Source organism: Ornithinimicrobium pratense (assembly GCF_008843165.1).
Classification (GTDB): Bacteria; Actinomycetota; Actinomycetes; order Actinomycetales; family Dermatophilaceae; genus Ornithinicoccus; species Ornithinicoccus pratensis.
In genome coordinates, this window is sequence record NZ_CP044427.1 from 3303637 (window position 1) to 3326087 (window position 22451).

Annotated in this window: 18 protein-coding genes; 10 read left to right on the forward strand and 8 right to left on the reverse strand. The window is 72.6% G+C overall.

Annotated features, from left to right (window positions below; genetic code table 11):
- The first annotated feature begins 14 nt into the window (after window positions 1-14).
- From FY030_RS15180 to FY030_RS15195, 4 genes are read left to right on the forward strand one after another with little or no spacing between them, the layout of a single operon-like run.
- A complete protein-coding gene (locus tag FY030_RS15180) occupies window positions 15-344 on the forward strand; it encodes a DUF2249 domain-containing protein (RefSeq protein ID WP_158062361.1) in 330 nt (109 codons plus the stop codon).
- A gap of 47 nt (window positions 345-391) precedes the next feature.
- Complete coding sequence (locus tag FY030_RS15185) at window positions 392-781, forward strand: hemerythrin domain-containing protein (protein ID WP_238348457.1); 390 nt, start codon at window positions 392-394, stop codon at window positions 779-781.
- The gene (locus FY030_RS15190; RefSeq protein ID WP_158062363.1) at window positions 778-1899 is read left to right on the forward strand and encodes a hypothetical protein; all 1122 of its coding nucleotides are present in this window, start codon (window positions 778-780) and stop codon (window positions 1897-1899) included. Before FY030_RS15185 ends, FY030_RS15190 begins: the two co-directional genes overlap by 4 nt.
- Window positions 1892-4750 (forward strand): multicopper oxidase domain-containing protein, encoded by a 2859-nt coding sequence (locus FY030_RS15195; protein WP_158062364.1) that lies wholly within the window; start codon window positions 1892-1894, stop codon window positions 4748-4750. Before FY030_RS15190 ends, FY030_RS15195 begins: the two co-directional genes overlap by 8 nt.
- Before the next feature lie 37 nt (window positions 4751-4787).
- Here the strand turns inward: FY030_RS15195 and FY030_RS15200 are convergent, their stop codons facing one another.
- Window positions 4788-5651, reverse strand: a complete 864-nt coding sequence (locus FY030_RS15200) for a hypothetical protein (RefSeq protein ID WP_158062365.1) — start codon at window positions 5649-5651, stop codon at window positions 4788-4790.
- A 56-nt stretch (window positions 5652-5707) separates the two neighbouring features.
- A complete protein-coding gene (locus tag FY030_RS15205; protein WP_238348458.1) occupies window positions 5708-7447 on the reverse strand; it encodes an alpha-amylase family glycosyl hydrolase in 1740 nt (579 codons plus the stop codon).
- Window positions 7448-7559: 112 nt separating this feature from the next.
- Here FY030_RS15205 and FY030_RS15210 point away from each other — a divergent pair, with 112 nt between their 5' ends.
- From FY030_RS15210 to FY030_RS15220, 3 genes are all read left to right on the forward strand, one after another.
- Window positions 7560-8810 carry a multidrug effflux MFS transporter gene (locus FY030_RS15210; RefSeq protein ID WP_238348459.1) on the forward strand — a complete coding sequence of 417 codons (1251 nt, stop codon included), beginning with the start codon at window positions 7560-7562 and terminating at the stop codon, window positions 8808-8810.
- 139 nt (window positions 8811-8949) lie between these two features.
- Entirely contained in the window at window positions 8950-9336 is a 387-nt protein-coding gene (locus tag FY030_RS15215) for a YidH family protein (protein ID WP_158062877.1), read from the forward strand.
- Window positions 9333-9692: a DUF202 domain-containing protein gene (locus FY030_RS15220; protein ID WP_158062366.1), complete on the forward strand. Its 360-nt coding sequence runs from the start codon at window positions 9333-9335 to the stop codon at window positions 9690-9692. The genes FY030_RS15215 and FY030_RS15220 overlap by 4 nt, the downstream gene beginning before the upstream one ends.
- A gap of 51 nt (window positions 9693-9743) precedes the next feature.
- Here the strand turns inward: FY030_RS15220 and FY030_RS15225 are convergent, their stop codons facing one another.
- Both FY030_RS15225 and selA read right to left on the reverse strand, forming a co-directional pair.
- Window positions 9744-11609, reverse strand: coding sequence for a SelB domain-containing protein (locus FY030_RS15225; protein WP_158062367.1), 1866 nt, complete (start codon window positions 11607-11609; stop codon window positions 9744-9746).
- Complete coding sequence (gene selA / locus FY030_RS15230) at window positions 11606-13069, reverse strand: L-seryl-tRNA(Sec) selenium transferase (RefSeq protein ID WP_158062368.1); 1464 nt, start codon at window positions 13067-13069, stop codon at window positions 11606-11608. The genes FY030_RS15225 and selA overlap by 4 nt, the downstream gene beginning before the upstream one ends.
- Before the next feature lie 99 nt (window positions 13070-13168).
- Between selA and selD the strand changes: the two genes are divergently transcribed.
- Complete coding sequence (gene selD, locus FY030_RS15235) at window positions 13169-14173, forward strand: selenide, water dikinase SelD (protein ID WP_158062369.1); 1005 nt, start codon at window positions 13169-13171, stop codon at window positions 14171-14173.
- A gap of 51 nt (window positions 14174-14224) precedes the next feature.
- Here selD and FY030_RS15240 read toward each other — a convergent pair whose 3' ends face one another.
- From FY030_RS15240 to fdh, 4 genes are read right to left on the reverse strand one after another with little or no spacing between them, the layout of a single operon-like run.
- Window positions 14225-15559, reverse strand: a complete 1335-nt coding sequence (locus tag FY030_RS15240; RefSeq protein ID WP_158062370.1) for an L-lactate MFS transporter — start codon at window positions 15557-15559, stop codon at window positions 14225-14227.
- Between the two features lie 54 nt (window positions 15560-15613).
- Window positions 15614-16756 carry an NrfD/PsrC family molybdoenzyme membrane anchor subunit gene (gene nrfD, locus FY030_RS15245; protein WP_158062371.1) on the reverse strand — a complete coding sequence of 381 codons (1143 nt, stop codon included), beginning with the start codon at window positions 16754-16756 and terminating at the stop codon, window positions 15614-15616.
- Window positions 16753-17832 carry a 4Fe-4S dicluster domain-containing protein gene (locus FY030_RS15250; protein WP_158062372.1) on the reverse strand — a complete coding sequence of 360 codons (1080 nt, stop codon included), beginning with the start codon at window positions 17830-17832 and terminating at the stop codon, window positions 16753-16755. Before FY030_RS15250 ends, nrfD begins: the two co-directional genes overlap by 4 nt.
- The gene (gene fdh, locus FY030_RS15255; protein ID WP_158062373.1) at window positions 17832-21284 is read right to left on the reverse strand and encodes a formate dehydrogenase; all 3453 of its coding nucleotides are present in this window, start codon (window positions 21282-21284) and stop codon (window positions 17832-17834) included. Before fdh ends, FY030_RS15250 begins: the two co-directional genes overlap by 1 nt.
- Before the next feature lie 169 nt (window positions 21285-21453).
- Between fdh and FY030_RS15260 the strand changes: the two genes are divergently transcribed.
- Window positions 21454-21894: a pyridoxamine 5'-phosphate oxidase family protein gene (locus tag FY030_RS15260; protein ID WP_158062374.1), complete on the forward strand. Its 441-nt coding sequence runs from the start codon at window positions 21454-21456 to the stop codon at window positions 21892-21894.
- A 104-nt stretch (window positions 21895-21998) separates the two neighbouring features.
- The gene (locus FY030_RS15265; RefSeq protein ID WP_192498643.1) at window positions 21999-22424 is read left to right on the forward strand and encodes a 4'-phosphopantetheinyl transferase family protein; all 426 of its coding nucleotides are present in this window, start codon (window positions 21999-22001) and stop codon (window positions 22422-22424) included.
- Window positions 22425-22451: the final 27 nt, after the last annotated feature.

Genomic DNA, 22451 nt, shown 5'->3' on the forward strand with positions numbered 1-22451 from the left:
ACTAGGAGACCGACATGAACGACTCACCCCGCACCCTGCCGATCACCGAGAAGGGCGGCTGCGGCTGCGGCTGCTCCGGCGCCGAGGGCATCCCTGCCCTCGATGCCCGGGCGATCCCCCACGCGATCCGCCACGCAACCATCTTCGGCGCCGTCGGCGGTCTGCGGCCCGGACAGCAGATGGACCTCCTCGCCCCCCACGACCCGCTGCCCCTGCTGGCGCAGCTCGCCGAGCGCGAGGGCGGGTCGGTGATGCACGAGTACCTCGAGCGTGGCCCCGAGACCTGGACGCTGCGCCTCACCCGTCGGGCCGACGAGCTGGCGACGGGCGCCGCCAACGCCTGATGTGCACCTACTGCGGATGTGAGTCGATCGAGGTGATCGGCCGGTTCATGGCCGAGCACACCGCGATCATCAACGCTGCCGGCCAGCTGCGCCGGGCCATCGAGGGCGGCGGGGAGGAGGCGGTCCACGCCGCCGCCGACACCCTCGCCGGCCTGCTGCACCCGCACACCGCCGCGGAGGAGGTGGGCCTTTTCTCGGTCATGCGGCGCGAGGAGCAGTTCACCGAGCACATCAGCGACCTCTGCTCCGAGCACACCGAGCTCGACGAACGGCTGGCCGCGGTCCGCGCCGGCGACCACGCCGCATACCCCGCCTTCGAGCACCTGCTGCGTCAGCACATCGACCGCGAGGACAACGGGCTCTTCCCCGCGGCCGCGATCGCGCTGGACGGCCCGGACTGGGCCGAGGTGGAGCAGACCACTCCCCCCGCACCGTGAGGCGTGGGCCGGCGCCGCTCCTGCTGCTGCCGGGCGGGCTGGCGCTTCTGGTCGGCATGGATGCCGGGCTCACCCGGGCCGGCGTGCCGGCGCCGCTCGCCAGCACCCGGCTGGCCGAGCTGCACGGACCGCTGATGGTCCTCGGCTTCCTCGGCACGGTGATCAGCCTGGAGCGCGCCACCGCCCTGCGCGCGGGCTGGGCTTATCTGGCACCCGCCCTCACCGGTGCCGGCGCACTCGCCCTGACCCTGCTGCCCGATCCCCTGCTCGGCCGGCTGCTCATCACCCAGGGGCTGCTCACCCTCGTCCTGGTGTATGCCGTCCTCTGGCGCCGTAACCGGGACCTCACCGTGGCGGTGCAGGCCCTGGGCGCGGTGCTGGCGGCGGCGGCCGCGCTGCTGCTGACCCGCGTCGAGGTGACGGTCGTGGTGCCGCTGCTCATCGGGTTCGTCGTGCTCACCATCGCCGCCGAGCGGGTGGAGCTGGCCCGGCTGGCCATGCCCGTCGGCGCCGACCGCTGGCTGGTCCTGCTCGCCGGGGGCGTCACGCTGGCGGTGCTCGGCACCACCGTCCTGGCCGGGTCCGGCGTCGGCGCCGAGGTGACCTGGCGGCTGCTCGGCCTGGCCCTGCTCCTGCTCACCGGGTGGCTGCTGCGGCACGACGTCGCCCGGCGCACGGTGCACGCGACCGGCCTGCCCCGGTTCGCCGCGGTGGCGCTGCTGCTCGGGTATGGCTGGCTGCTGGTGGCCGCACTCGGGCTGCTGCTGGCCGGGCGCCCCACCGGCAACGGCTACGACGTCATCGTGCACGCCACCTTCCTCGGCTTCGCCCTGTCGATGGTGCTCGCGCACGCCCCGGTGATCCTGCCGGCCGTGCTGAAGGTGCGGCTGCCCTACCACCGCGCGATGTGGCTGCCGCTGCTCCTGCTGCACACCACCCTCGCGGCCAGGGTCGCCGCCCTGGGCCTGGTCGGTATCGGTCTCAAGGCGCTGCCGGTGTGGCAGCTGGCCCTGGTCGGCAACGTCGCCGCCCTCCTGCTCTTCCTGCTCACCGCGGTGGTGACCGGCCTGCGGGCCGGGCGCCGCCCCATACCCGCCCGAACGGAGATCCATGCCTGACCTCGCGCCAGCCCCGCGCCGGACCTCGCCCGACGGGAGCGGCAGGGCGAGAGCTGGCGGCAGCCACGGCCATTGGGCGCTGCGTGACCAGCCCGCCCTGCTGTGGCTGGTGCTGGCCCTGGTGATGACCGCGATCCACCCGTTCGTGGCCGAGTCGCGCTGGCTCATGGTCCACCTGGTCCTGCTCGGTGCCCTGACCCACGCGATCATGGTCTGGAGCACCCACTTCACCCAGGCGCTGCTGAAGAACCGGCCCGGGCTGGACGACCGCCGCGCCCAGTCGATCCGGCTGTGGCTGCTCCTGGCCGGCACCGTGCTCACCCTGGTCGGAGTCCCGACCGCCCTGTGGCCGATCACGCTGGCCGGGGCCTGCCTGGTCAGCGTGGCGGTGATCACGCACGGCGTGCAGCTCGTCCGCCGCCTGCGGGGCGCGCTCCCCGGCCGGTTCCGGGTGACGGTGCGCTATTACGTCGCAGCCGCGGTGGCCCTGCCCGTGGGCGCCGGTTTTGGCGCGACCCTGGCCCTGGGCCTGACCGATGTGTGGCACGGCCGCCTCCTGCTGGCGCACACGATGACGATGCTGCTGGGCTGGGTCGGGCTCACCGTCACCGGCACGCTGCTCACCCTGTGGCCGACGATGCTGCGCACGCGGATCGCCGCGCCCGCCGAGCGGCGGGCCACCCAGGCGCTGCCCGGACTCATCTGCGCGCTGGCCCTGCTGGTCGGCGGGGCCCTGCTGGACATGCGGTGGTTGAGCGTCGTCGCCCTGGTCGGCTATCTCGCTTCCCTGGCCTGGTGGGCCAGCGCGGTGCTGTCCCCGGTGCGGCAGGCGCCGCCGCGGGAGTTTGCGCCCGCCTCGGTGGGGGCGGCGCTGCTGTGGGGTCTGGCGGCGCTGACCATGGTGCTGTGGCGCCTGGCCGGGGCCAGCGACTGGGCGGACTTCGTCAACGGCTTCGGCTGGACCTCGGCGGTGATCGTGGTCGGGTTCGCCAGTCAGTTGCTCACCGGCGCCTTGGCCTACCTCGTGCCCTCCGTCGTCGGCGGCGGCAAGACGGTCGTGCGGGCCGGCGCGCGCTGGTTCGACCGGTGGGGCACGGCCCGGTTGGTGACCATCAACGCCGGGCTGCTCCTGTGCTTGCTGCCGGTGCCCAGCATCGTGCGGGTCATCGTCTCGCTGCTCGTGGTCGCGGCCCTGGCCACCTTCATCCCGCTGATGGTGCTGGGCATCCGGGCCTCGAGCCGGGCCAAGCGCGAGGTGGCCGCGGCCCGGGAGCGTGGCGAGCGCCCGGTCGGGGCAACGCGCACGACCGCCGACGGCGGCCCGGACCGGATGCCCTCGGTCTGGTCTGGAGGGCAGCTGGTCGCGGCGCTGTCGGCGCTGGTGCTGGCCGTCTCGGTCGGGGTGGCTGCGGACCCGGCGGCCGCCGGTCTGGGCGGCTCCCGGGTCGGGGTGGCCGGTGGCGGCGCCGCCACCGCCGTGACCCCCACCGGCAACACGACCACGGTCACTGTCGAGGCCCACGACATGCGCTTCGAGCCCGCCAGCATCACCGTCCCGGCCGGGGACCGCCTGGTGATCGAGCTGGTCAACGTGGACGACAGCAATGTGCACGACCTGCAGCTGCTCGGCGAGCGCTCACCGCGACTGGCGGCCGGTGAGTCGGCGACGCTGGACGTCGGCGTCGTCGGCGGCCCGGCACAGGGCTGGTGCACCATCGTCGGCCATCGGCAGATGGGAATGGTCCTCGACGTCGTGGTGGAGGGAGCCGACGGCGGCGGCACGGCGGCGTCCGGCGGTGGCGTCGGGGTGGACAGCGTGGACGGCGGCGTGGACAGCGGGGGCAGGGACGGCGGCGGCGTGGACAGCGGGGGCAGGGACGGCGGCGGCGTGGACGGCAGCAGCCACGGCGGGGCAGCCGGTCACGGCGCGGCTGGCCACCCCGCGACCGCCACGCCGCTCCTGGACCCGGACGCCCGGGTGCAGGACGTGGTGGACCCGGTGCTTGTCCCACTCGACGGTGAGCGGGTGCACCGGTTGACGCTGACCGCGCAGGAGCTGGAGCTGGAGGTCGCACCCGGGGTGACCCAGACGCGGTGGACCTTCAACGGGCAGGTGCCGGGGCCGACGCTGCGCGGCCGGGTCGGCGACGTCTTCGAGATCACCCTGGTCAACGACGGGACGTTGGGTCACTCCATCGACTTCCACGCCGGGGCGCTGGCCCCGGACCAGCCGATGCGCACCATCGCGCCGGGCCAGTCACTGGTCTACCGGTTCACCGCCGAGCGGGCTGGCGTCTGGATGTACCACTGCTCGACGGCCCCGATGAGCAGCCACATCGCGGCCGGCATGGCTGGGGCGGTCATCATCGAGCCCGCGGAGGGCCTGCCGGAGGTGGACCGGGAGTACGTCCTGGTCCAGTCCGAGGTCTACCTCGTCCCGGGCTCTGGCCAGGGCGAGGAGCCCGCGGCCGAGGTGGACGCCGACGCCGTCGCCGCGGAGCGCCCGGCCCTGGTTACCTTCAACGGCATCGCCGGGCAGTACGGCACGGCCGGGAAGATGCTCCAGGCCCGGGTCGGGGAGCGGGTGCGCTTCTGGGTGCTGGTCACCGGGCCCAACCGGCCCACGTCCTTCCACATCGTCGGCGGACAGTTCGACACCGTCTACGCCGAGGGCGCCTACCAGCTCGGCCCGCGAGCCGAGAGGGCGGGCGCCCAGGCGCTCGCGCTGCAGCCGGCCCAGGGCGGCTTCGTGGAGCTGACCTTCCCTGAGGCCGGGCACTACCCGGTCGTCTCGCACATCATGGTCGACGCCGAGCGAGGTGCCCACGGCGTCGTCCGCGTGGAGGACTGAGCACCCCGGCTGGCGAACCCGTGCCGGTCCGGCTGCGCTACCGAGCGAGCAGCTCCTGCTCTCGCAGCCAGTCCAGCCACGGGTGCTCGGGGTCGCCCTCCCACCGCTCGCGCCAGGTCTGGACGTGGCGGGCGGCATACCGGGCCTGCAGCTCGGGCTCGACCGGCTCGGCCGGCTGCCGATAGGCGTCGGCACCCCCGACCCAGATGATGGTGCCGCCCCGCTGGCGCACCACCTCGGCGAAGTCGGCATCCTGCAGGCCGCGCCCGTTGTAGTCGGCGCAGAAGCCGCCGGTCGCCTGGAAGTCCTCGACGCTCATCGCGAAGCACTCGCCGCTGAAGAGCGGCCACCGGGTGTCGACCACCTGCTGCCCGGGCACCAGCGGCAGCGCGTCTGGGCCCCGGGCCGCGATCTCGTGCAGGCGGGCTACCGGGTAGCCGATCGCCTCGTCGGCCAGGGGCGGCAGATCCAGGACGGGAGGGCGCCACACCACGGGCGAGGTGACCGCCTGGTCGCGGGCCCCGCTAGGGATCGCCTGCAGGACGGCGGAGCGCTGCCCGCCGACAGCCTCAGCCAGGCGCTCCAGCGTGTGCGGCCCAGGGATCACCGTGTCATCCATGAACACCAGCGTCCGGGCACCGGCCTCGATGGCCAGGCTGGCGGCCAGGTTGCGCGCCGCGGCGATCGGCAGGGCCCGCCGGTCGGTCTGGACCGGCCGCACGATCGTCTCCCACCGGTCGGTGCCCAGCGGCAGCCGGCCGCGGGTGAGCTCCCGGTCCCCCATCGAGATCACGCAGTGCACCTGCGGTGGGACGGAGCTGACGGAAATGCCGTCAACCTGGGCAAGCAGCTGGCTGTGGCGCGCTCTGGTCATGGAGAGCACGGCGATCGTCCCTGGCACGTGCGCATCGTAGGCACATGCAGGACCCGAAGGCACATCCCTCCGGGTGGCCCGCGTCAGGCAGGGACGTAGAGCACGGCGGAGTAGGGCCCGAGGTCGAGCAGGCCCATACCGTCCTGCACCACGACGTCAGAGGTCGCGTGGTCGCCGAACAGCTGGCTGTAGGCGCGGGCGTCGCTGTTGAAGCGCACGCGCCAGTGCCTGCCGGGCAGCTCTACCCGGCGCTGCACCGAGGTGGCCGAGAGGTTGACGGCGACCAGCACGTGGTGCCCGTCGCCGGTGGAGCGGACGTAGGCCAGCACCTTGACCTCCTCGTCGGCGAGCACCAGCGTGGTGTGCTCCCCGGCCAGGCCACGGGTGTCGCCCCCGGCGTTACGGCGCAGCAGGATCAGGTCGCGGAACATCTGGGTGATGTCGCGGAAGGCCCAGGCCCGCTCCCAGTCCAGTGGCACGGTGTCGCGGAACCACTCGTCCTCGAGGAACTCCTGCCCCTGGAAGAGCATCGGGATCCCCGGCGAGGTCAACACGAGCGCGGCCCCCAGCGTGGCCCGTTTCTGGGCGGTCCACCCGCCCGGGTCGTCCCCGTCGACCTCGGAGGTGATCCGCGCCTGCCCGTTGGCGACCTCGTCGTGGGACTCGGTGTAGATCACCCGGTCGAAGGGCTGGTGGTACTCGTGGATGATGGCCTGGGCCACCGCAGCCACCGAGCGGTGGGCGTCGTCGGCCACGATCAGCGCCTCGCGCACCGGATGGACGAACTGGTTGTCCCACTGCGCGTGCATCGCGGCACCCTCGGGCTCGACGGAGGTGACCTCGGGCACGTTGTGCAGGTCTTCGGCGATGACGACGTGGCGGGGGAACTCGGCGCGGACCATGTCCCCGATGAGCCGCATCATCTGCCAGCCCTCGGGGATGTCCTCCCCGTCCGTGCCGTTGACCCGGCGCATGTAGGGCGTCATGTCCAGCCGCAGCCCGTCCGCGTGGTAGTCCCGCAGCCACATCCGGGCGTTGTCGAGGATGAAGTCCCGGACCTCCCGGCGGCCGTAGTCCGGGCGCGTCTGGCCCCACGGGGTCGCGGAGCGGTGGTCGTTGTAGAAGTAGATCCCGCCCTTGTCGTTCTCGCTCCACCCGTCAAACTGCCACAGGGACAGGTCACTGGGGCCGAAGTGGTTGTAGACCACGTCGATGATGACCGCCAGCCCGCGCTTGTGCGCCTCCTTGACGAAATTCTTCAGCGCCTCCGGGCCGCCGTAGGTGTGCGCGACGGCGAAGACGTGGGCCGGGTTGTAGCCCCAGGAGTAGTCCCCCGCGAACTCCATGAGCGGCATCAGCTCGATGGCGTTAACCCCTAGCCCGACCAGGTAGTCCAGCTTGCCCACCAGGTCGTGCAGGTCGGCCGGTCCGGAACCGGGGGTGTCGACGAACGAGCCGATGTGGGTCTCGTAGACGACCATCTCGTGCTGGTGCGGCGGGGTGAAGTCGTCCCCGTCCCAGTCGAAGGCAGAGTGGTCATAGAGCAGGCCGTTGCCCACGGAGTGGGTCACGGCCAGCGCCCGCGGGTCGATCCGCAGGAAGGTGTCCTCCCCGTTGCCCAGGAGGTACTGGTACTCCTGCCACATCTGGGCGCCCGGCACCTCGGCATACCAGTGGCCGTCGCCCTCGGCCGACAGGGTGTGGGCCTCGTGGTCCCACCCATTGAAGTCCCCGACCACGCGCACCGCCGTGGCGTGCGGTGCCCAGACCCGGAACGCATAACCATCCTCGATCGGGATCGCACCCATGCCGACAGCAGCCATGCCGTTCCTCCACTCACCACCAAGGGGGTGCGACCGCCGCGCCCCTGGTCGCCATGCTAGACCGGGGGCTGGCGGGTCCGGCCGGTGACAGTTGCGCAGGTAGCGTGACCGGGTGACCGCGCACCCTCGACCGACCGCCGACGCTTCGGGCCCACCGGCCCGCGCCGGCCTGCTGCTCGTCACCACCCTGGCCGCGCTGGCCATGCTCGGTCCGTTCACCATCGACACGATCTTTCCCGGCTTCCAGCAGCTCGGTGAGCAGTTCGACATCGGCACGGCCGCGCTCCAGCAGGTGACCAGCGCCTACCTGGTGGCGTTCGCGGTGATGAGCGTGGTGCACGGGCCGCTGTCGGACGCCCTCGGGCGGCGGACGGTGATGATCGGTGGGCTGGCGGGGTATGTCGTCGCCTCGATCGCCTGCGCGCTCGCCCCCAGCTTCGGCTGGCTGCTGGTCGGACGCGCAGCCCAGGGCGTCTTCGCCGGCGCTGCCACGGTCGTCAGCCGGGCCGTGATCCCGGACCTGTTCAGCGGCCCGACTGCGCGTCGGCTGATGAGCCAGGTGATGCTCATCTTCGCCGTGGCCCCCGCGATCGCGCCGGTCATTGGCGGCTGGCTGCTGCTGCTGGGCCAGTGGCCGCTGATCTTCTGGTTCGTGGCCGGGTATGCCGTGCTGGGCATCCTGCTCGTGGTCCTGGCGCTGCCCGAGACCCTGCCGCCGCAGGACCGTACCCCGCTACGCCTCGGCTCGGTCGTCGGTGGCCTGTGGACGGTGGCCCGGTCGTGGCGCTTCGAACGGCTGGCCGTGGCCGGAGCGATGACCTTCGGCGCCTACATCCTCTATGTGCTGACCGCCCCGATCGTCGTGGTGGACCTGCTGGGGCAGGGCGAGCAGGACTTCTGGAAGCTCTTCGTGCCGCTCATCGGGGGGATGGCCCTCGGCTCGTTCACCGGCGGCCGGCTGGCATCCCGCGTCACCGGCGAGCGTCTCGTCGACGTGTCCATGGTGGCCGCCGTGGTCATCGGGCTGCTCAACATCGCGCTGGTCTGGATCTCGCCAAGCCTGCCGTGGGCCGTCGTCGGCCCGGCCCTGTTCGGGGTGGTGATCGGGCTGGCCTTCCCGGTCGTGCAGCTCACCCTGCTCGAGCTCTTCCCCCGCCACCGTGGCTCGGCGGCGTCGATGGCTGCCTTCTCGGTGCTCCTGTCCAACGCCCTCATCGCGGGCGTGGTCGGCCCCCTGATCACGACCTCGCTGGTCAGCACCGCGGCCACCAGCGCCGCCTTCGCCACCGTGGGCGCGTTGCTGTGGTGGTGGCACCGGCGGGACCCGGTGGTCGTGCAGGAGGCGGACGCCGCGGGGCAGTAGGGCCACAGCCGTGCCCGGTCGCGGCCGGGGCAGGGTCTGGTGCCCCGCGCGCGGATCGCGGGCGGTAGGTTCGGCACCAGATGACGCATCCGCGGCGCGGATGGACGGGGCTGACAAGCACGGGAGGTTGCCGAGAGCCATGGCGGACCGGGTGGACGAGCGGGACTGGTGGGCGCGGCGCCTGCTGCCCGGCGGCGAGGAGCCGGACCCCCGCTTCTCGTTGGCCAACGAGCGCACCTTCCTGGCCTGGATCCGCACCGCCCTGGCCCTGCTCGCCGGGGGGATCGCGGTCGAGGCGTTCGCGGTTGGCATCTTCGAGCCGGCCGTGCGCAAAGGCATCGCGCTGCTGCTCATCGTGCTGGGCATGTTCGTCAGCGGCGGCGCCTTCATGCGGTGGCTCGGCGTGGAGCGGGCCATGCGGCACTCAAAGCCACTGCCCATGCCGTTGATCGCCCCGGTGCTCGGCCTCGGTGCAGCGGTCAGCGCGTTCGTCCTGGTGGTCTTCATCCTCACCACCGCCCCATGAGCCGCAGGCGGCCGCGCCGCAGGTCAGCGCCCGCCACAGCGGCCGCGGTGGACCCGGGGCTGCAGCCGGAGCGCACCACCCTGTCCTGGAGCCGGACCGGCCTGGCGCTGGTGACGGTCAGTGCGGTCTTCCTGCGCTGGGTGCCACACTACGGGCTGGGGCTGCTGCTCCTGCCGCTGCTCACGCTGGTGTGCGCTCTGCTCATCACGATGACGCACCACCGGCGCACCAACCGCGCCGTGGCCGGGATCCGGGCCCAGACCGACGTGGTGCAGCCCGCTGCCCTCGTGGCTCTCGTCGCCGTCCTCATGGGCCTGGGCGGCGCCGCCATCGGCTTCGTGCTGCACGCTCCCTGACCGGCCCGCCGTCCGTCGGCACCGAGGGTCCGAGGCGCGCGGGGTCCGGGCTCAGCGCACCACCTGGCGCCGCTGGCCGTCAACCCGGCGGGTCCACCCCCGCCCGTCCAGGTGCTCCAGCAGGGGCACGGCCACCCGGCGGGTCGTCCCCAGGGCCTGCCGTGCCTGGCTCAGGGTGAACGGCTGCTCCAGCGCGGCGAGCTCGCGCATCGCGCGCGCCGGGCCGTCGGGCAGCAGCACGATGTCGTCCGGAAGGCGCAGCAGCCGCCCCTGCCGGGCCGCCGCGGCCAGCTCGGTCGGCCCCAGCCCCAGCCGCGAGAGCTCCTCTCGCTCCGGTGCGGCGAAGGGCGCAGATCGCAGGCGCGCCTCGAGGGCGGCGACCGCGGTCTCGGCGCGGCCCAGACCACCGTGGTCGGGGGCGTGCACCCGGCCGCCGGTAGTCCGCAACCCCGCGGCGGCTACGACATGACGCACGAGTTCGGCTGCAGGAGCCGGCAGACCTGCGGGCAGGGCACCTCCGGCGGCGGCGGCCCGCAGATGGTCCGGCAGCTCCAGGAGGTGGGCCACCTCGGCCACCGTCAGCCCCGGGCTCAGCGGGTGGGCCGCATGATGCTCGCGCACACCCTCCCTCACCCCTTGGCTCCAGGCCTGCAGCGCTACGGGATCAACCCACCACCCGCCGACGAGGACGGCGTCGGAAGGCTCACCCAGCCCGAGCTGCTCCAGCACGTCAGGGTGCTCGGCCTGGCGCGAGCGCAGACGCACGTCGGCGAGGGAAGCCGACGCCGCGCCCTCGAGCGCCTCGGCCCGTCGGCGCGCCGCGCCCCGTCGACGCAGGGGCAGGGGGTCGACGTCGACGACCTGCACCGACCACAGGCGACGGGTGCCGGGGTCGCGCAGGAGGGCCCGGTCGCCCACCCGCCAGGGCAGGACCTGGTCGATGCTCAACCGCGCGTGCCGGTCTCCCAGCGGCCTGGCCCGGGCCGGCTGGTCGGCCGACCCGACGTGCAGCGTCACCCGGGCCGGGGGCGTCTCTGACGGGTCGTCACCACTGACGGCCGTGGGCTCCTCACCGTTCGTGACCGGTTCCAGCCGCACGTCGACGACGCGCGCCAGGACGAAGGCACCGGGAGTGACCAGCACCGCCTCCCGGCCCGCCTCGCCGGCCTGCACCCGACGCAGGTTGACCGCCACCCGAGAGACCGGGCCCACGCTCTCGTGCGCGACGTCCTCGCTCTGCAGGCCTCGGACGACTGCCTCACGGACACCGGCCGCAGACACCAGCCCGAGGTGGTCCCCGACCCGCAGGGTCCCGGCACCCAGGGTGCCGGTCACCACCGTGCCCGAGCCCTGGATGGTGAAGGACCGGTCGCACCAGAGCCGCACGGGCGCGTCCGGGTCGGGGTGGGGCATCCGGGCGACGAGCACGTCGAGGGCCTGCCGCAGCTCGTCCATGCCCGCACCGGACCGGGCGGACACGACGACGCTCGGCACCTGCAGACCCGCGGCCGCCAGACGGGCCAGGGCCTCTGCGCGCACCTGCTCGACGCGGTGCCCCTCGGCCAGGTCGCTGCGGGTCAGCACCAGCACCCCCTCCTGGATGCCCAGCGCGCGCAACGCGGCCAGATGCTCCGAGCTCTGCGCCTGCCAGCCCTGATCGGCAGCCACCACGAAGACCACGGCGCTCGCTGGCCCGAGCCCGGCGAGCGTCGTGCCGATGAACCGTCTGTGCCCCGGCACGTCGACGAAGGCGATGTCGGCGCCACTGGGCAGCCGGGTCCACGCGAACCCCAGCTCGATGGTCAGCCCCCGCGCCCGCTCCTCCGCGAGCCGGTCGGGCTCCCGGCCGGTCAACGCCCGGACCAGCGTGGACTTGCCGTGGTCGACATGGCCCGCGGTGGCCAGCACGCGCTTCATCGGGGCGGGGGGACGGGGTCGCCGAGGGCGTCAGGGACGGCGTCAGGGGCGGCGTCAGGGGCGGCGTCAGGGGCGGCAGGGTCCGCGGCCAGGTGGTCGGTGACGGCCTGCCGGTCCAGGTCGGCACCATCCCCTGCCCCCATCGCCGCCTGCACCGCGCGCAGGAGGTCCTGGTCCTGGTCCGGGGGTATGCAGCGCAGGTCCACCAGGCCACGCCCGTCCTCCACGCGGGCCAGCACGACCGGCAGGTCCTCCCCCTCCATGCGGCGTCCGGGACGACGGAGCCGGGCGACGACGCCGACCGGCACCTCGACGGCATACCCGGGAAGGGGGACACCGGGGGCCCCGCCCCCGCCGACCCGGCCGGCGACCGGGACGACCTCTCGGCCCAGTTCGGCGGCCAGCCGGGCGGCCCGGGGCCGCAGCTCCTCGGCCGTGCGGTGCAGGGCCTCCTGGACCGGGACAGCGCCGGTCCGGACCGTCGCCTCAAGGGCAGCCAGGGTCAGCTTGTCGACGCGCACCGCGCGCGCGAGGGGGTGGCGGCGCAGCCGCTCCACGGTCTCGGCCTCCCCCAGCACGATCCCGGCCTGGGGGCCACCGAGCAGCTTGTCCCCGCTGGCGGTCACCAGGGTCGCTCCTTCCCCCAGGGCGGTGGTCGCGTCCGGCTCGTCCGGCAGCAGCGGGTCGGGCGCGAGCAGGCCGGAGCCGATGTCCGCGACCACGGGGACCGGGCTGCCGTCCGGGCGCCGCAGGTCCCGCAGCTGCGGCAGTCCGACCGCGGAGACGAAACCCTCGACCCGGAAGTTGCTCGGGTGCACCTTGAGCACGCAGCCGGTGTCGGGACCGAGCGCGTCGATGTAGTCACCCAGGTGAGTCCGGTTCGTGGTGCCCACCTCGCGCAGTCGCGCCCCGGTGGAGGCGATGAGGTCGGGCAGCCGGAACCCGTCGCCGATCTCCACCATCTCGCCCCGGGAGACGACCACCTCCCGGCCCGCGGCCAGGGCGGTCGTGGCCAGGACGAGCGCGGCGGCGCCGTTGTTGACGACCAGCGCCCCGCCCGCGGACGGGACCGCCTGGAGCAAGGCCTGCAGCGCACCGGCACCTCGGCGGGACCGCTGGCCGGTGGCGAGGTCGAGCTCGACGTCGACGTAACCGGCCGCGTCCAGGACGGCCTCCGTCGCCGCCGGGGACAGCGGGGCCCGACCGATGTTGGTATGTACCACTACACCGGTGGCGTTGAGCACGGGCGTCATCGAGCTGGTCCGGGTGGGCAGCGCCGCCAGGGCGGCGGCTGCCACCTCATCGGGCGCGATCTCCCCCCGCCGGGCCCGGTCCTGCGCGGCCACGACCGCGGCCCGCACCGACGCCCTGCCCAGCCGGTCGACGACGGCGGCAAAGGGTGGGCTCGCGAGCAGGCTGTCGGTCCGCGGTATCGCCCGCCGCGCATCGGTCTGACTCACCTTCGCGCTCCCGTCGTGTGCAGGTCACCCGGTCCTGTGCACCCCCACCCTAGACAGCACGCCCCTCCCTCTGCCGACCGTGCCGGTTAGGGTCAGGCCATGGAACCCATCCGCCTGACCCAGTTCGCGCGTGGCGGTGGCTGCGCCTGCAAGATCCCGGCCGGTGAGCTGGAGCAGATCGTTGCTGGTCTGCAGGGGCTCGCGCACCCGCCGGGGGCGCAGGTGCTGGTCGGCCTGGACGACGGTGACGACGCCGCGGCGGTGCAGATCGAGGGTGGGGTAGCGATCGTGTCCACCTCGGACTTCTTCACCCCCGTCGTCGACGACCCCTACGACTGGGGCCGGATCGCGGCGGCCAACGCCCTGTCCGACGTCTACGCGATGGGGGGCACTCCCCTGATGGCGATCAACCTGGTCGCCTGGCCGCGCGAGGCGCTACCCACCGAGCTGCTCCGCGAGGTGCTGCGCGGTGGCCTGGACGTCGCCACCGAGGCGGGTTGCCCCGTGCTGGGCGGACACAGCATCGACGCCCCAGAACCGATCTACGGCATGGCCGTCACCGGCACCGCCGACCCGGACCGGTTGATGCGCAACGACGCCGCCGAGGCAGGACTGCCGATCAGTCTGACCAAGCCGCTGGGCGTCGGGGTGCTCAACAACCGGCACAAGAGCACAGGCGAGGTCAGCCAGGAGGCGATCGCGAGCATGGTCGCCCTGAACCGCGATGCCTCCCAGGCGGCGCTGGCGGCGGGGGTCAGGGCGGCGACCGACGTCACCGGCTTCGGGCTGCTGGGCCACCTTTACAAGATGTGCCGTGCCTCGGGTGTCGCGGCACGGATCGACGCCTCCGCCGTGCCTTACGTCGACGGCACCCGGCAGGCGCTGGCCGCCGGGCACGTCCCCGGCGGCTCCCGCCGCAACCTGGACTGGGTCCGGACCCACCTGGCGGCCGACGGGGTCAGCGAGGATGAGCTGATCCTGCTGGCCGACGCCCAGACCTCCGGCGGACTGCTCGTCGTGGGCGAGGTCCCGGGGGCGCCGGTGGTCGGCCAGACCCTGCCCGCCGGGTCGTTGGGCGACGGGATCCTGGTCGAGGTGGTCTGACCCTCGCGGCCCCACGTCGCCGCACGTCGCCCCAGGTCGCCCCAGGTCGCCTCAGGTGGCCTCGACGGCGTGCGCGTGGTCGCTGCCGGCCGGCGGCTTCGGGGGCCGGGCGAGGAAGGGCACGACTGCGCCGGCCACCGCGACGAGACCGACGACGGTGAAGCCCAGCGTGTAGGCCCGGTCGTCACCGACCAGCCAGGAGATCAGCAGGGGCCCGATCACGCCGCCGATCGACCACCCGATCAGCATCAGGCCGTAGATGGCGCCAGAGTGTCGCACCCCGAAGAAGTCGCTGGCAGTCGAGGGCAGGGTGCCGAAGGCTCCGCCGTAACAGAGGTAGATCAGCGCGGCAAGAACGTAGAAGAGCACCACGTTGCTGGCGTGCGGGATGGCCAGCAAGGCCAGACCCTGCAGGCCCAGGATGCCCACGAAGGCGATCCTGCGGCCGATCCGGTCCGACAACGCGGCCCAGATGATGCGGCCGGCTCCGTTGAACAGACCCATGATGCCCACCAAGGTGGCTGCTCCGGCCGCGGTGAAGCCGGCGACGTCGGTGGCGGTGGCGGCGGCCAGTGAGACGAACGAGATGCCGGCTGTGACCGAGATGGTCAGGATGAGCACGAGCAGGTACCACTGCGGGGTGCGCAGCGCTTCCTGCTGGGTGAAGTCGTAGGGGGCCACCTGGACGGGGGCCGCCTCCTGCTCGGCCTCCTCACCGGAGGTGTCCTTCTGCGCGGGGGCGGTGTCGGCGCTCTGGCCGGGGACGACATACCCCGCCGGGGGGTTGCGGAAGACGGAGGCGCCGAGCAGGCCGGCGATGAGGTAGGCGATGCCCAGCCACAGGAAGACCTTGGTCGGGTGCAGCTGGTAGGCCTCGTTGCCTTCGATCATCGTCTGGGCCAGGGGGGAGGTGATCACCGCACCGAAGCCGAAGCCGCCGACCGCGATGCCGGTGATCAGGCCGCGCTTGTCCGGGAACCACTTCTGCAGCATAGCGATCGGCACGATGTAGGCCAGGCCGAGGCCGAAGCCGCCGAGCACGCCGTAGCCGAGGATCAGCAGCCACAGGTCGCTGTCGCCCCGGGCGAGGCTGGCCAGGATGATGCCCAGGGAGTAGATGGTGACCCCGATGAGCGCGACCGGGCGCGGACCGCGCTGGTCCTGCAGACGGCCCCCGAGGAAGGTGCCGACGAAGATCATCCCGATGGCGACCGTGAACGGCAAGGTGGCCTGCACCGTGGACAGCGAGAAGGCCGACGGCTCAGCCAGGATTGCCCTGCTGAAGGTGCTCCACGCGTAGACGGCGCCGATGGCCAGCTGGACCAGGACGGCCCCGGCCAGGATGAGCAGGCGGTTGCCGGCTGCGGGGGTGCTCTCTGCGCTCATCGAATCTCCCTGCGGTGGACTGTGGTGTCGGGGCGAAGGTGCGCCGCGAGGTCCTCAGCGGACGGTGACGATGCTGTCGTGGACGGTGCCACTGCTGCGGCGCTGCTCCAGGCGCCGCTTCTGCGGACCCACGGTGTATTTGGGGTCCTTGGCCGAGACCATCCCGGCGTCCACCACCCCGAAGCGGGTCAGCGCCGACGCCGCAGCCAGCGCCGTCCCGGAGGCGACGGCGAGCGCGCGGCTGCGCCCGGAGAGCAGGGTGCCGAGGCCGCCGGCGACGGTCAAGGCCTTCGCCAGCTTCAGCTTGCGCCCGGCCTCCCCGGTCTCCACCGGCTCGTTCAGCTCCAGCTCCGCCAGGTGGTGCTCGAGCCGGTGCATGGCCACGAGGTCGGTGGCGACGCCGAGCAGCGCGAACCGGCGGGCCGGGCCGGTCTCGGCAGTGGGGCTGAGGATCATCTGCACCCCGCCAGAGGCCATCGCGGCCGACCCGACGAAGACGAACGGCAGCTGGTTGCGGCTCTCGAACCACACCGGGGTCACCGTGTCGGAGAGCAGCACAGCGGTGTAGGCGGCCAGCGGCGGCCCGAACAGCGCCTGCCCGACCGCGGCGGGGGCGTCGGCGATCCGCATCGCCTGCTTGGCCAGGTCCACCACGCTGCCGGGTTTCGTCGGCACGGCGCGGACCACCTCGGCCGCCGTGGTCACGCCGGCGAACGCGGCATACCCGGACAGGATCCAGGTGCCGACGGACATCGGGGAGGTGAGCTTGACGGTGCGCAGCATGTTGAGGAAGCGCTCAGGTCGACCCAGGTCGGCCACGAGCGCGGCGCCGCTGAGCGCGACGGCCGTCATCGCGGTGTAGCGGCTGTTGCGGCGCAGCGCCGGGCGGCCGGTGGCGGCCGCGCCGGAGGCGATGATCCCCGAGCCGGCGGCCACCCCGCCAAGGAAGAGGTAGGCGGGGATCTCGTGCTTCCACGGCACCGCCTTGATGATGGCCTGCCCGTAGTAGGCGGAGAACTGGGCGTCCGGCACGGCCGGTGCCTCGCGGGCGCCGCCCCCGTCCCGGTTGAGCCAGGTGCGTCCGCTCCTGGCCAGGTCGCGGGCCGCGCCGGCGGCCGCGCCGCGGACGGAGGGCCGCCGTCGACGGCGTGGCCCGTCCTCCGGCGGGCGGTAGCTGTCGAAGTCGGAGGTGGTCATCCGCGCCTCCCGAGGAAGGCCAGGGCGCCGGCGCCCAGCAGGCCCAGCCCGGCCAGGCCGGCCTTGCGGAACATCGAGGGCAGCTCGGCGGTCGGGACCACCGGGTCCGGTGGCAGGCCGTAGACCTCGGGCTCGTCCAGGAGCAGGAAGACCGACCCGGTCCCGCCGACGCCGTCGTCGTCGTTGGCGCCGTAGAGCCGGGCCTCGGTGAAGCCCTGCTCGTGCAGGTGCGTGACCCGCTCCCTGGCCTGCGCCACCAGTTCGTCACGCTCGCCGAACTTGATCGAGGTGGTGGGGCAGGTCTGCGCGCACGCGGGCATCTGGTCCTCGACCAGCCGGTCGTAGCACAGCGTGCACTTCTGCGCGACGCCCACATTGGGCACGTGCCCGTCAGCCCGGACCGACACGGCCGACTCGTCGCGCCGCTCGATCACCCCGAACGGGCAGGCGCCGACGCAGTAGCCGCAGCCGTTGCAGACATCAGGCTGGACCACGACGGTGCCGTGCTCGCTGCGGAAGAGGGCACCCGTGGGGCACACGTCGAGGCACCCGGCATGGGTGCAGTGCTTGCACACGTCGGAGGACATCAGCCAGCGGAACTCCGGCATCGGGCCGACGATCTTGTGCCCATCGACCGTGGTGCTGCTCTGCAGCATGTCCCGCAGGTCTGGGCCGTGGTCGTCGAAGGGCGCTGGGGGGGTGCCGTACCCGGCCGGAGGGGCCGCGGTGGGCGCAGGCGGGGCGCCCTGCGGCGCACCGATGCCCGGCATCCCCAGGTCGACGAGGCGCCGCCCCGACTCCCGGGCCTCGGCGATCCGGTCCCGGGTCTGCTCGACGAAGGCGACGTGCCGCCAGGTGCTGGCGCCAAGGTCGCCGGTGTTGTCGTAGGAGTTGGCGCTCAGACCGAGGTCGTCCATCGGCAGGGCGTTCCACTCCTTGCAGGCCACCTCGCAGGCCTTGCAGCCGATGCAGATCGAGGTGTCGGTGAAGAAGCCCTTGCGGCTGGGCGCGTCCTCCCACCCGGCGTCGGCCGCCACATCGGTGCGTCCGGCGAGCTGCCGCGCGAGGTAACCCATCAGTTCTCTCCTTCGTGGCCATCGGCTGCACCATCGCCCGCCGGACCGGTGGTGCCCTGACCACCGGTGTCCTCATCACCCAGCGGCTCGCCGTCGACGGGTCGAGCGTCCTGGGGCGAGTCGATGGTCGCGGCGCGCAGCCGCGCCATCTCCGGGGAGACGTCGTCGACCCGCTGGTTGCCGGTCTCGGCGGTGCTGCCGGACCGGGACTGGTACTCGGCGACGAGCCGCAGCAGCGCTTCCCCGCGCGGGCGGCGGCCCGGCTGGATGTCGCAGGAGCCCACCTTGGACTCCTGGATGTGCACATTGGGGTCGAGCACGACACCGAGCAGGTCGTTGGCCGCATCGCCCTCGACGACCGCGTCCCGGCCCACGCCCCAGTGATAGGGCAGGCCGATCTGATGCACGGTGCGGCCGCCGACTGTGACCGGGGTGACCCGGTCGGTCACCAGGACCTTGGCCTCGATCGCGGAGCGCGGACTGATGATCGTGGCCCAGTCGCCGTTGGTCAGCCCTCGCTCTGCTGCCAGCTCGCGCGAGATCTCGCAGAACATCTCCGGCTGCAGCTCGGACAGGTAGGGCAGCCAGCGGCTCATACCGCCCGCCGTGTGGTGCTCGGTGAGCCGGTAGGTGGTGAAGACGTAGGGGTAGACGTCGTCGCCGGGCTCGCCACCCGAGGGGCTCCACAGGTTGTCCTTGCGCGGGAAGACCAGGCGGGAAGGGTTCCTCTGCTGGGTGTAGAGCGGGTTGCGGACCGGTGACTCCTGGGCCTCGTAGTGGGTGGGCAGCGGCCCGTCGGCCATGCCGCGCGGCGCGAACAGCCAGCCCTTGCCATCGGCCTGCATGATGAAGGGGTCATCGCCGGCGAGCGCCGCGGGGCCGCCGACGTCGGGGTCAGGCCTGAAGCCCGGTGCGCGGTCCACGGGGAAGTCGGGGACGTCCTTGCCCGTCCACTTGCCTTCCTCCTCGTCCCACCAGACGTATTTCTTGCGCTCGCTCCACGGCCGGCCCTGGGGATCGGCGGAGGCCCGGTTGTAGAGGATCCGGCGGTTCATCGGCCAGGCCCATCCCCACTCGTGCGCCGCATCGTCCGGGCCCTGGGCCGGCACCCGGTTGGCCGACCGGTTCACCCCGCCGGCGAAGACGCCGGAGTAGATCCAGCAGCCACCGGAGGTCGAGCCGTCGGCCTTCATCTGCACGAAGCTGTCGAGCAGCTCCCCGGCCCGCTCACCGGTGAGGTGGTAGCCGTTGACCTCGCGCAAAACCGCCTCGGCGTCGACCTCCCCGTGCTCGTCCTTGGGGTAGTCCCACGTCATGTCCAGCAGCGGCCGGTCCCGTTCGTCGGTCGAGTCGGCCAGCTTGGCCCGGATGCGCACGCCGAGCTCGTGGAAGAAGTCCAGCTCGCTCTGCGCGTCGCCCGGTGCCTGCACGGCCTGGTGGCGCCACTGGAGCATCCGCTGGGTCTGGGTGAAGGTGCCCGACTTCTCCGCATAGCTGGCCGCCGGGAAGAAGAAGACCTCGGTCTGGATGTCCTCAGGACGCAGCTCGCCGTTGGCCACCTCTGGGGAGTCCAGCCAGAAGGTGGCGGTCTCGATCAGCTGCAGGTCGCGCACGACCATCCACTTCAGGTGGCTCAGCGCCATCCGCTGCATCCGCGCGTGCGCGGAGCCGACGGCTGGGTTCTGCCCCACGACGAAGTAGCCCTCGACCTTGTCCTCGAGCATCCCCATCGTGGTCTGGTAGGTGCCGTGGGCACCGGTCAGCCGGGGCAGGTAGTCGTAGCAGAAGTCGTTCTCCGGCGTCGCAGCCTGCCCGAACCAGGCCTTGAGCAGGCTGGCGGTGTAGGCATCAGCGTTGGTCCAGAAACCCTTCTGCAGCGGCGAGGCGATCGCGGCGAGGTACTCCTGCAGGGAGTCGTGCGCGCCCGCCACCGGCATCGGCAGGTAGCCCGGCAGCAGGTTGAACAGGGTGGGGATGTCGGTCGAGCCCTGGATGCTGGCGTGGCCACGCAGGGCCATCACCCCGCCGCCGGGGCGGCCCATGTTGCCCATGAGCAGCTGCAGGATCGCCGCGGTCCGGATGAACTGCGCGCCCAGGCTGTGCTGGGTCCAGCCCAGCGCGTAGGCGAAACAAGTGGTCCGCTCCCGGTTGGAGTTCTCGGTCAGCGCCCTGGCCACCGCATGGAACTGCTCGACCGGTATGCCGCACACCTCCTGGACCATCTCGGGGGTGTAGCGGCGGTAGTGCCTCTTGAGGATCTGGAAGACCGAGCGCGGGTGCTGCAGGCTCTCGTCCCGGACCACCTTGGCGTGCTCGAGCGCCGGACCGCCGGCACCCAGCTCGTGTCCACCGGCCCGGGCCCGGTCCGTGGACCCCGACTCCTCGGCGGACGGGCCGTCGATGTCGCCGTCAGAGCCAGGACCGTCGTCCTCCCGGGCCTCGTACGCCCACGAGGACGGGTCGTAGGCCCCCGTCGCGGGGTCGTAGCCAGAGAACACCCCGTCGAGGTCCTCGGTGTCGACGTAGTCCTCGTTGATGAGCGTCGCGGCGTTGGTGTAGGACACGACGTAGTCGTGGAAGTAGAGGTCGTTGGTCAGGACGTGGTTGATCAGGGCGCCGAGCAGGACGACGTCGGTGCCGGCCCGGATCGGGACGTGGGTGTCAGCGATCGCCGAGGTGCGGGTGAACCGGGGGTCGATGTGGATGACCCGCGCGCCACGGGCCTTGGCCTCGGAGACCCACTGGAAGCCCACCGGATGGCACTCGGCCATGTTGGACCCCTGGATGATCACGCAGTCGGCGTTGGCCATGTCCTGCAAGGACTGGGTGGCGCCGCCGCGGCCGAACGAGGCTCCCAGACTGGGAACCGTGGAGCTGTGTCATATCCGGGCCTGGTTCTCGATCTGGATCGCCCCCGAAGCTGTGAACAGCTTCTTCATGAGGTAGTTCTCCTCGTTGTCGAGGGTGGCTCCCCCGAGCGAGGCGATCCCCATGGTGCGCCGCACCCGGCGGCCCTTCTCGTCCACGTCCTGCCAGCCGTTCCTCCGGGCCTCCAGGTAACGGTCGGCGACCATCTCGATGGCGGTGTCCAGGTCAAGGGTCTGCCACTCGGTGGCACCCGGGGCCCGGTAGAGCATGGTGGTCTGCCGGGTCGGCGAGTTCACCAGCTGCTCGCTGGCCGCCCCCTTGGGGCAGAGTCGTCCGCGGCTGACCGGAGAGTCCGGGTCGCCCTCGATCTGCACGATCTTCTCGTCCTTGACGAAGATCTTCTGGCCGCAGCCGACCGCGCAGTAGGGGCAGACGCTCTGCGCCACCCGGTCGGCCGTGGTGGTCCGCGGCTGTATCTCGCGGGTCCGCCGCGAGGTGACCGAGGTCCCCCGCCCGAGCAGGTCCCCCGAGGCCAACTGCCGCAGGACTGGCCAACCCAGGAAGGTCGAGTCCTTCTTTGCCATCGTCCGCACCCTTTCCAGTCGCTCCAGCGCCACCTCGTCCACCGTAGCGCCACCCACGGTTTCCGCCACCCGAAGCAGACCACCGACTTCCACTTTTCCCGCCTTTTCGCCCAGGACGGCTACGACGTCCTGTCATAGGATGGGGTCATCAGCGACGAGAGGCGCAGCGATGACAGATGCACACCTCAACCAGGTCCTGGATGAGCAAGCGTGCTGGACCAGGCTCGCGAACGCGGAGTTCGGCCGGCTGGCCTACCACCTCGCCGACGAGGTCCACATCGCCCCGGTCAACTACGCGGTCCGTGAGGGCTCGATCTTCTTCCGCACCGCCGAGGGCTCCAAGCTGCTCGGCGTGGTGATGAACGAGGACGTGGCCTTCGAGATCGACCACATCGTGGACGACGAGGAGGTCGCCTGGAGCGTGGTGGCGCGGGGCAAGGCCCGCATCCTCGAGGGCGATGCCGCACGCCAGGCGGACCACCTGCGGCTGCGTCCCTGGGTCGACAACCACAGGTACAACGTCGTCGCGATCGCGGTCGACGAGATCACCGGTCGCGAGTACCACCTGGCCCGGCCCTGGCGGCACATCCTGCCCCAGGAGCGGGGCTGACCGCGGGTCTGGGCGACAGTGTCGTCTGGCACGAGGCCCCGGCCTCGGCCGACGATGCCCTGCGCAGGCACCTGGTCGAGCTGCTCGGCGCCGGGGAGGTCACGGTGGGCCGCCTGTGCCCTCAGTGCGGGTCGGACCGGCACGGCCGGCCGTGGGCTCGGCATACCCGCGGGGCCGGTGCCGGCCGCTCCAGCCGTGACGTCCACGTCTCGCTCTCCCGAGGCGGGGGGTATGTGGTCACCGCTGCCTCCCTGCGCGGGCACCTCGGCGTGGACGTGGAGGTGGTGCAGGACGTGGCCCGGGACTGGCCGGGGGACCTCGTGCTGGCGGCCGGTGAGTCGGCAACCTCGGCCGTGGCGCGGGCCCGGTGCTGGGCGGCCAAGGAGGCGGTGCTCAAACGCCGGGGGACCGGGCTGGCGGTGCCGATGTCGACCGTGCTGCTGCGACGGGAGCACGGGCTCGTCGACCTCCCCGCCCCGGACGGGCTGGTCGCGGTCCTCGCCGGGCCGCTGACACACGCGTGTGCATGAACGGTGTGTCACCTTGGTTGCCCGCGG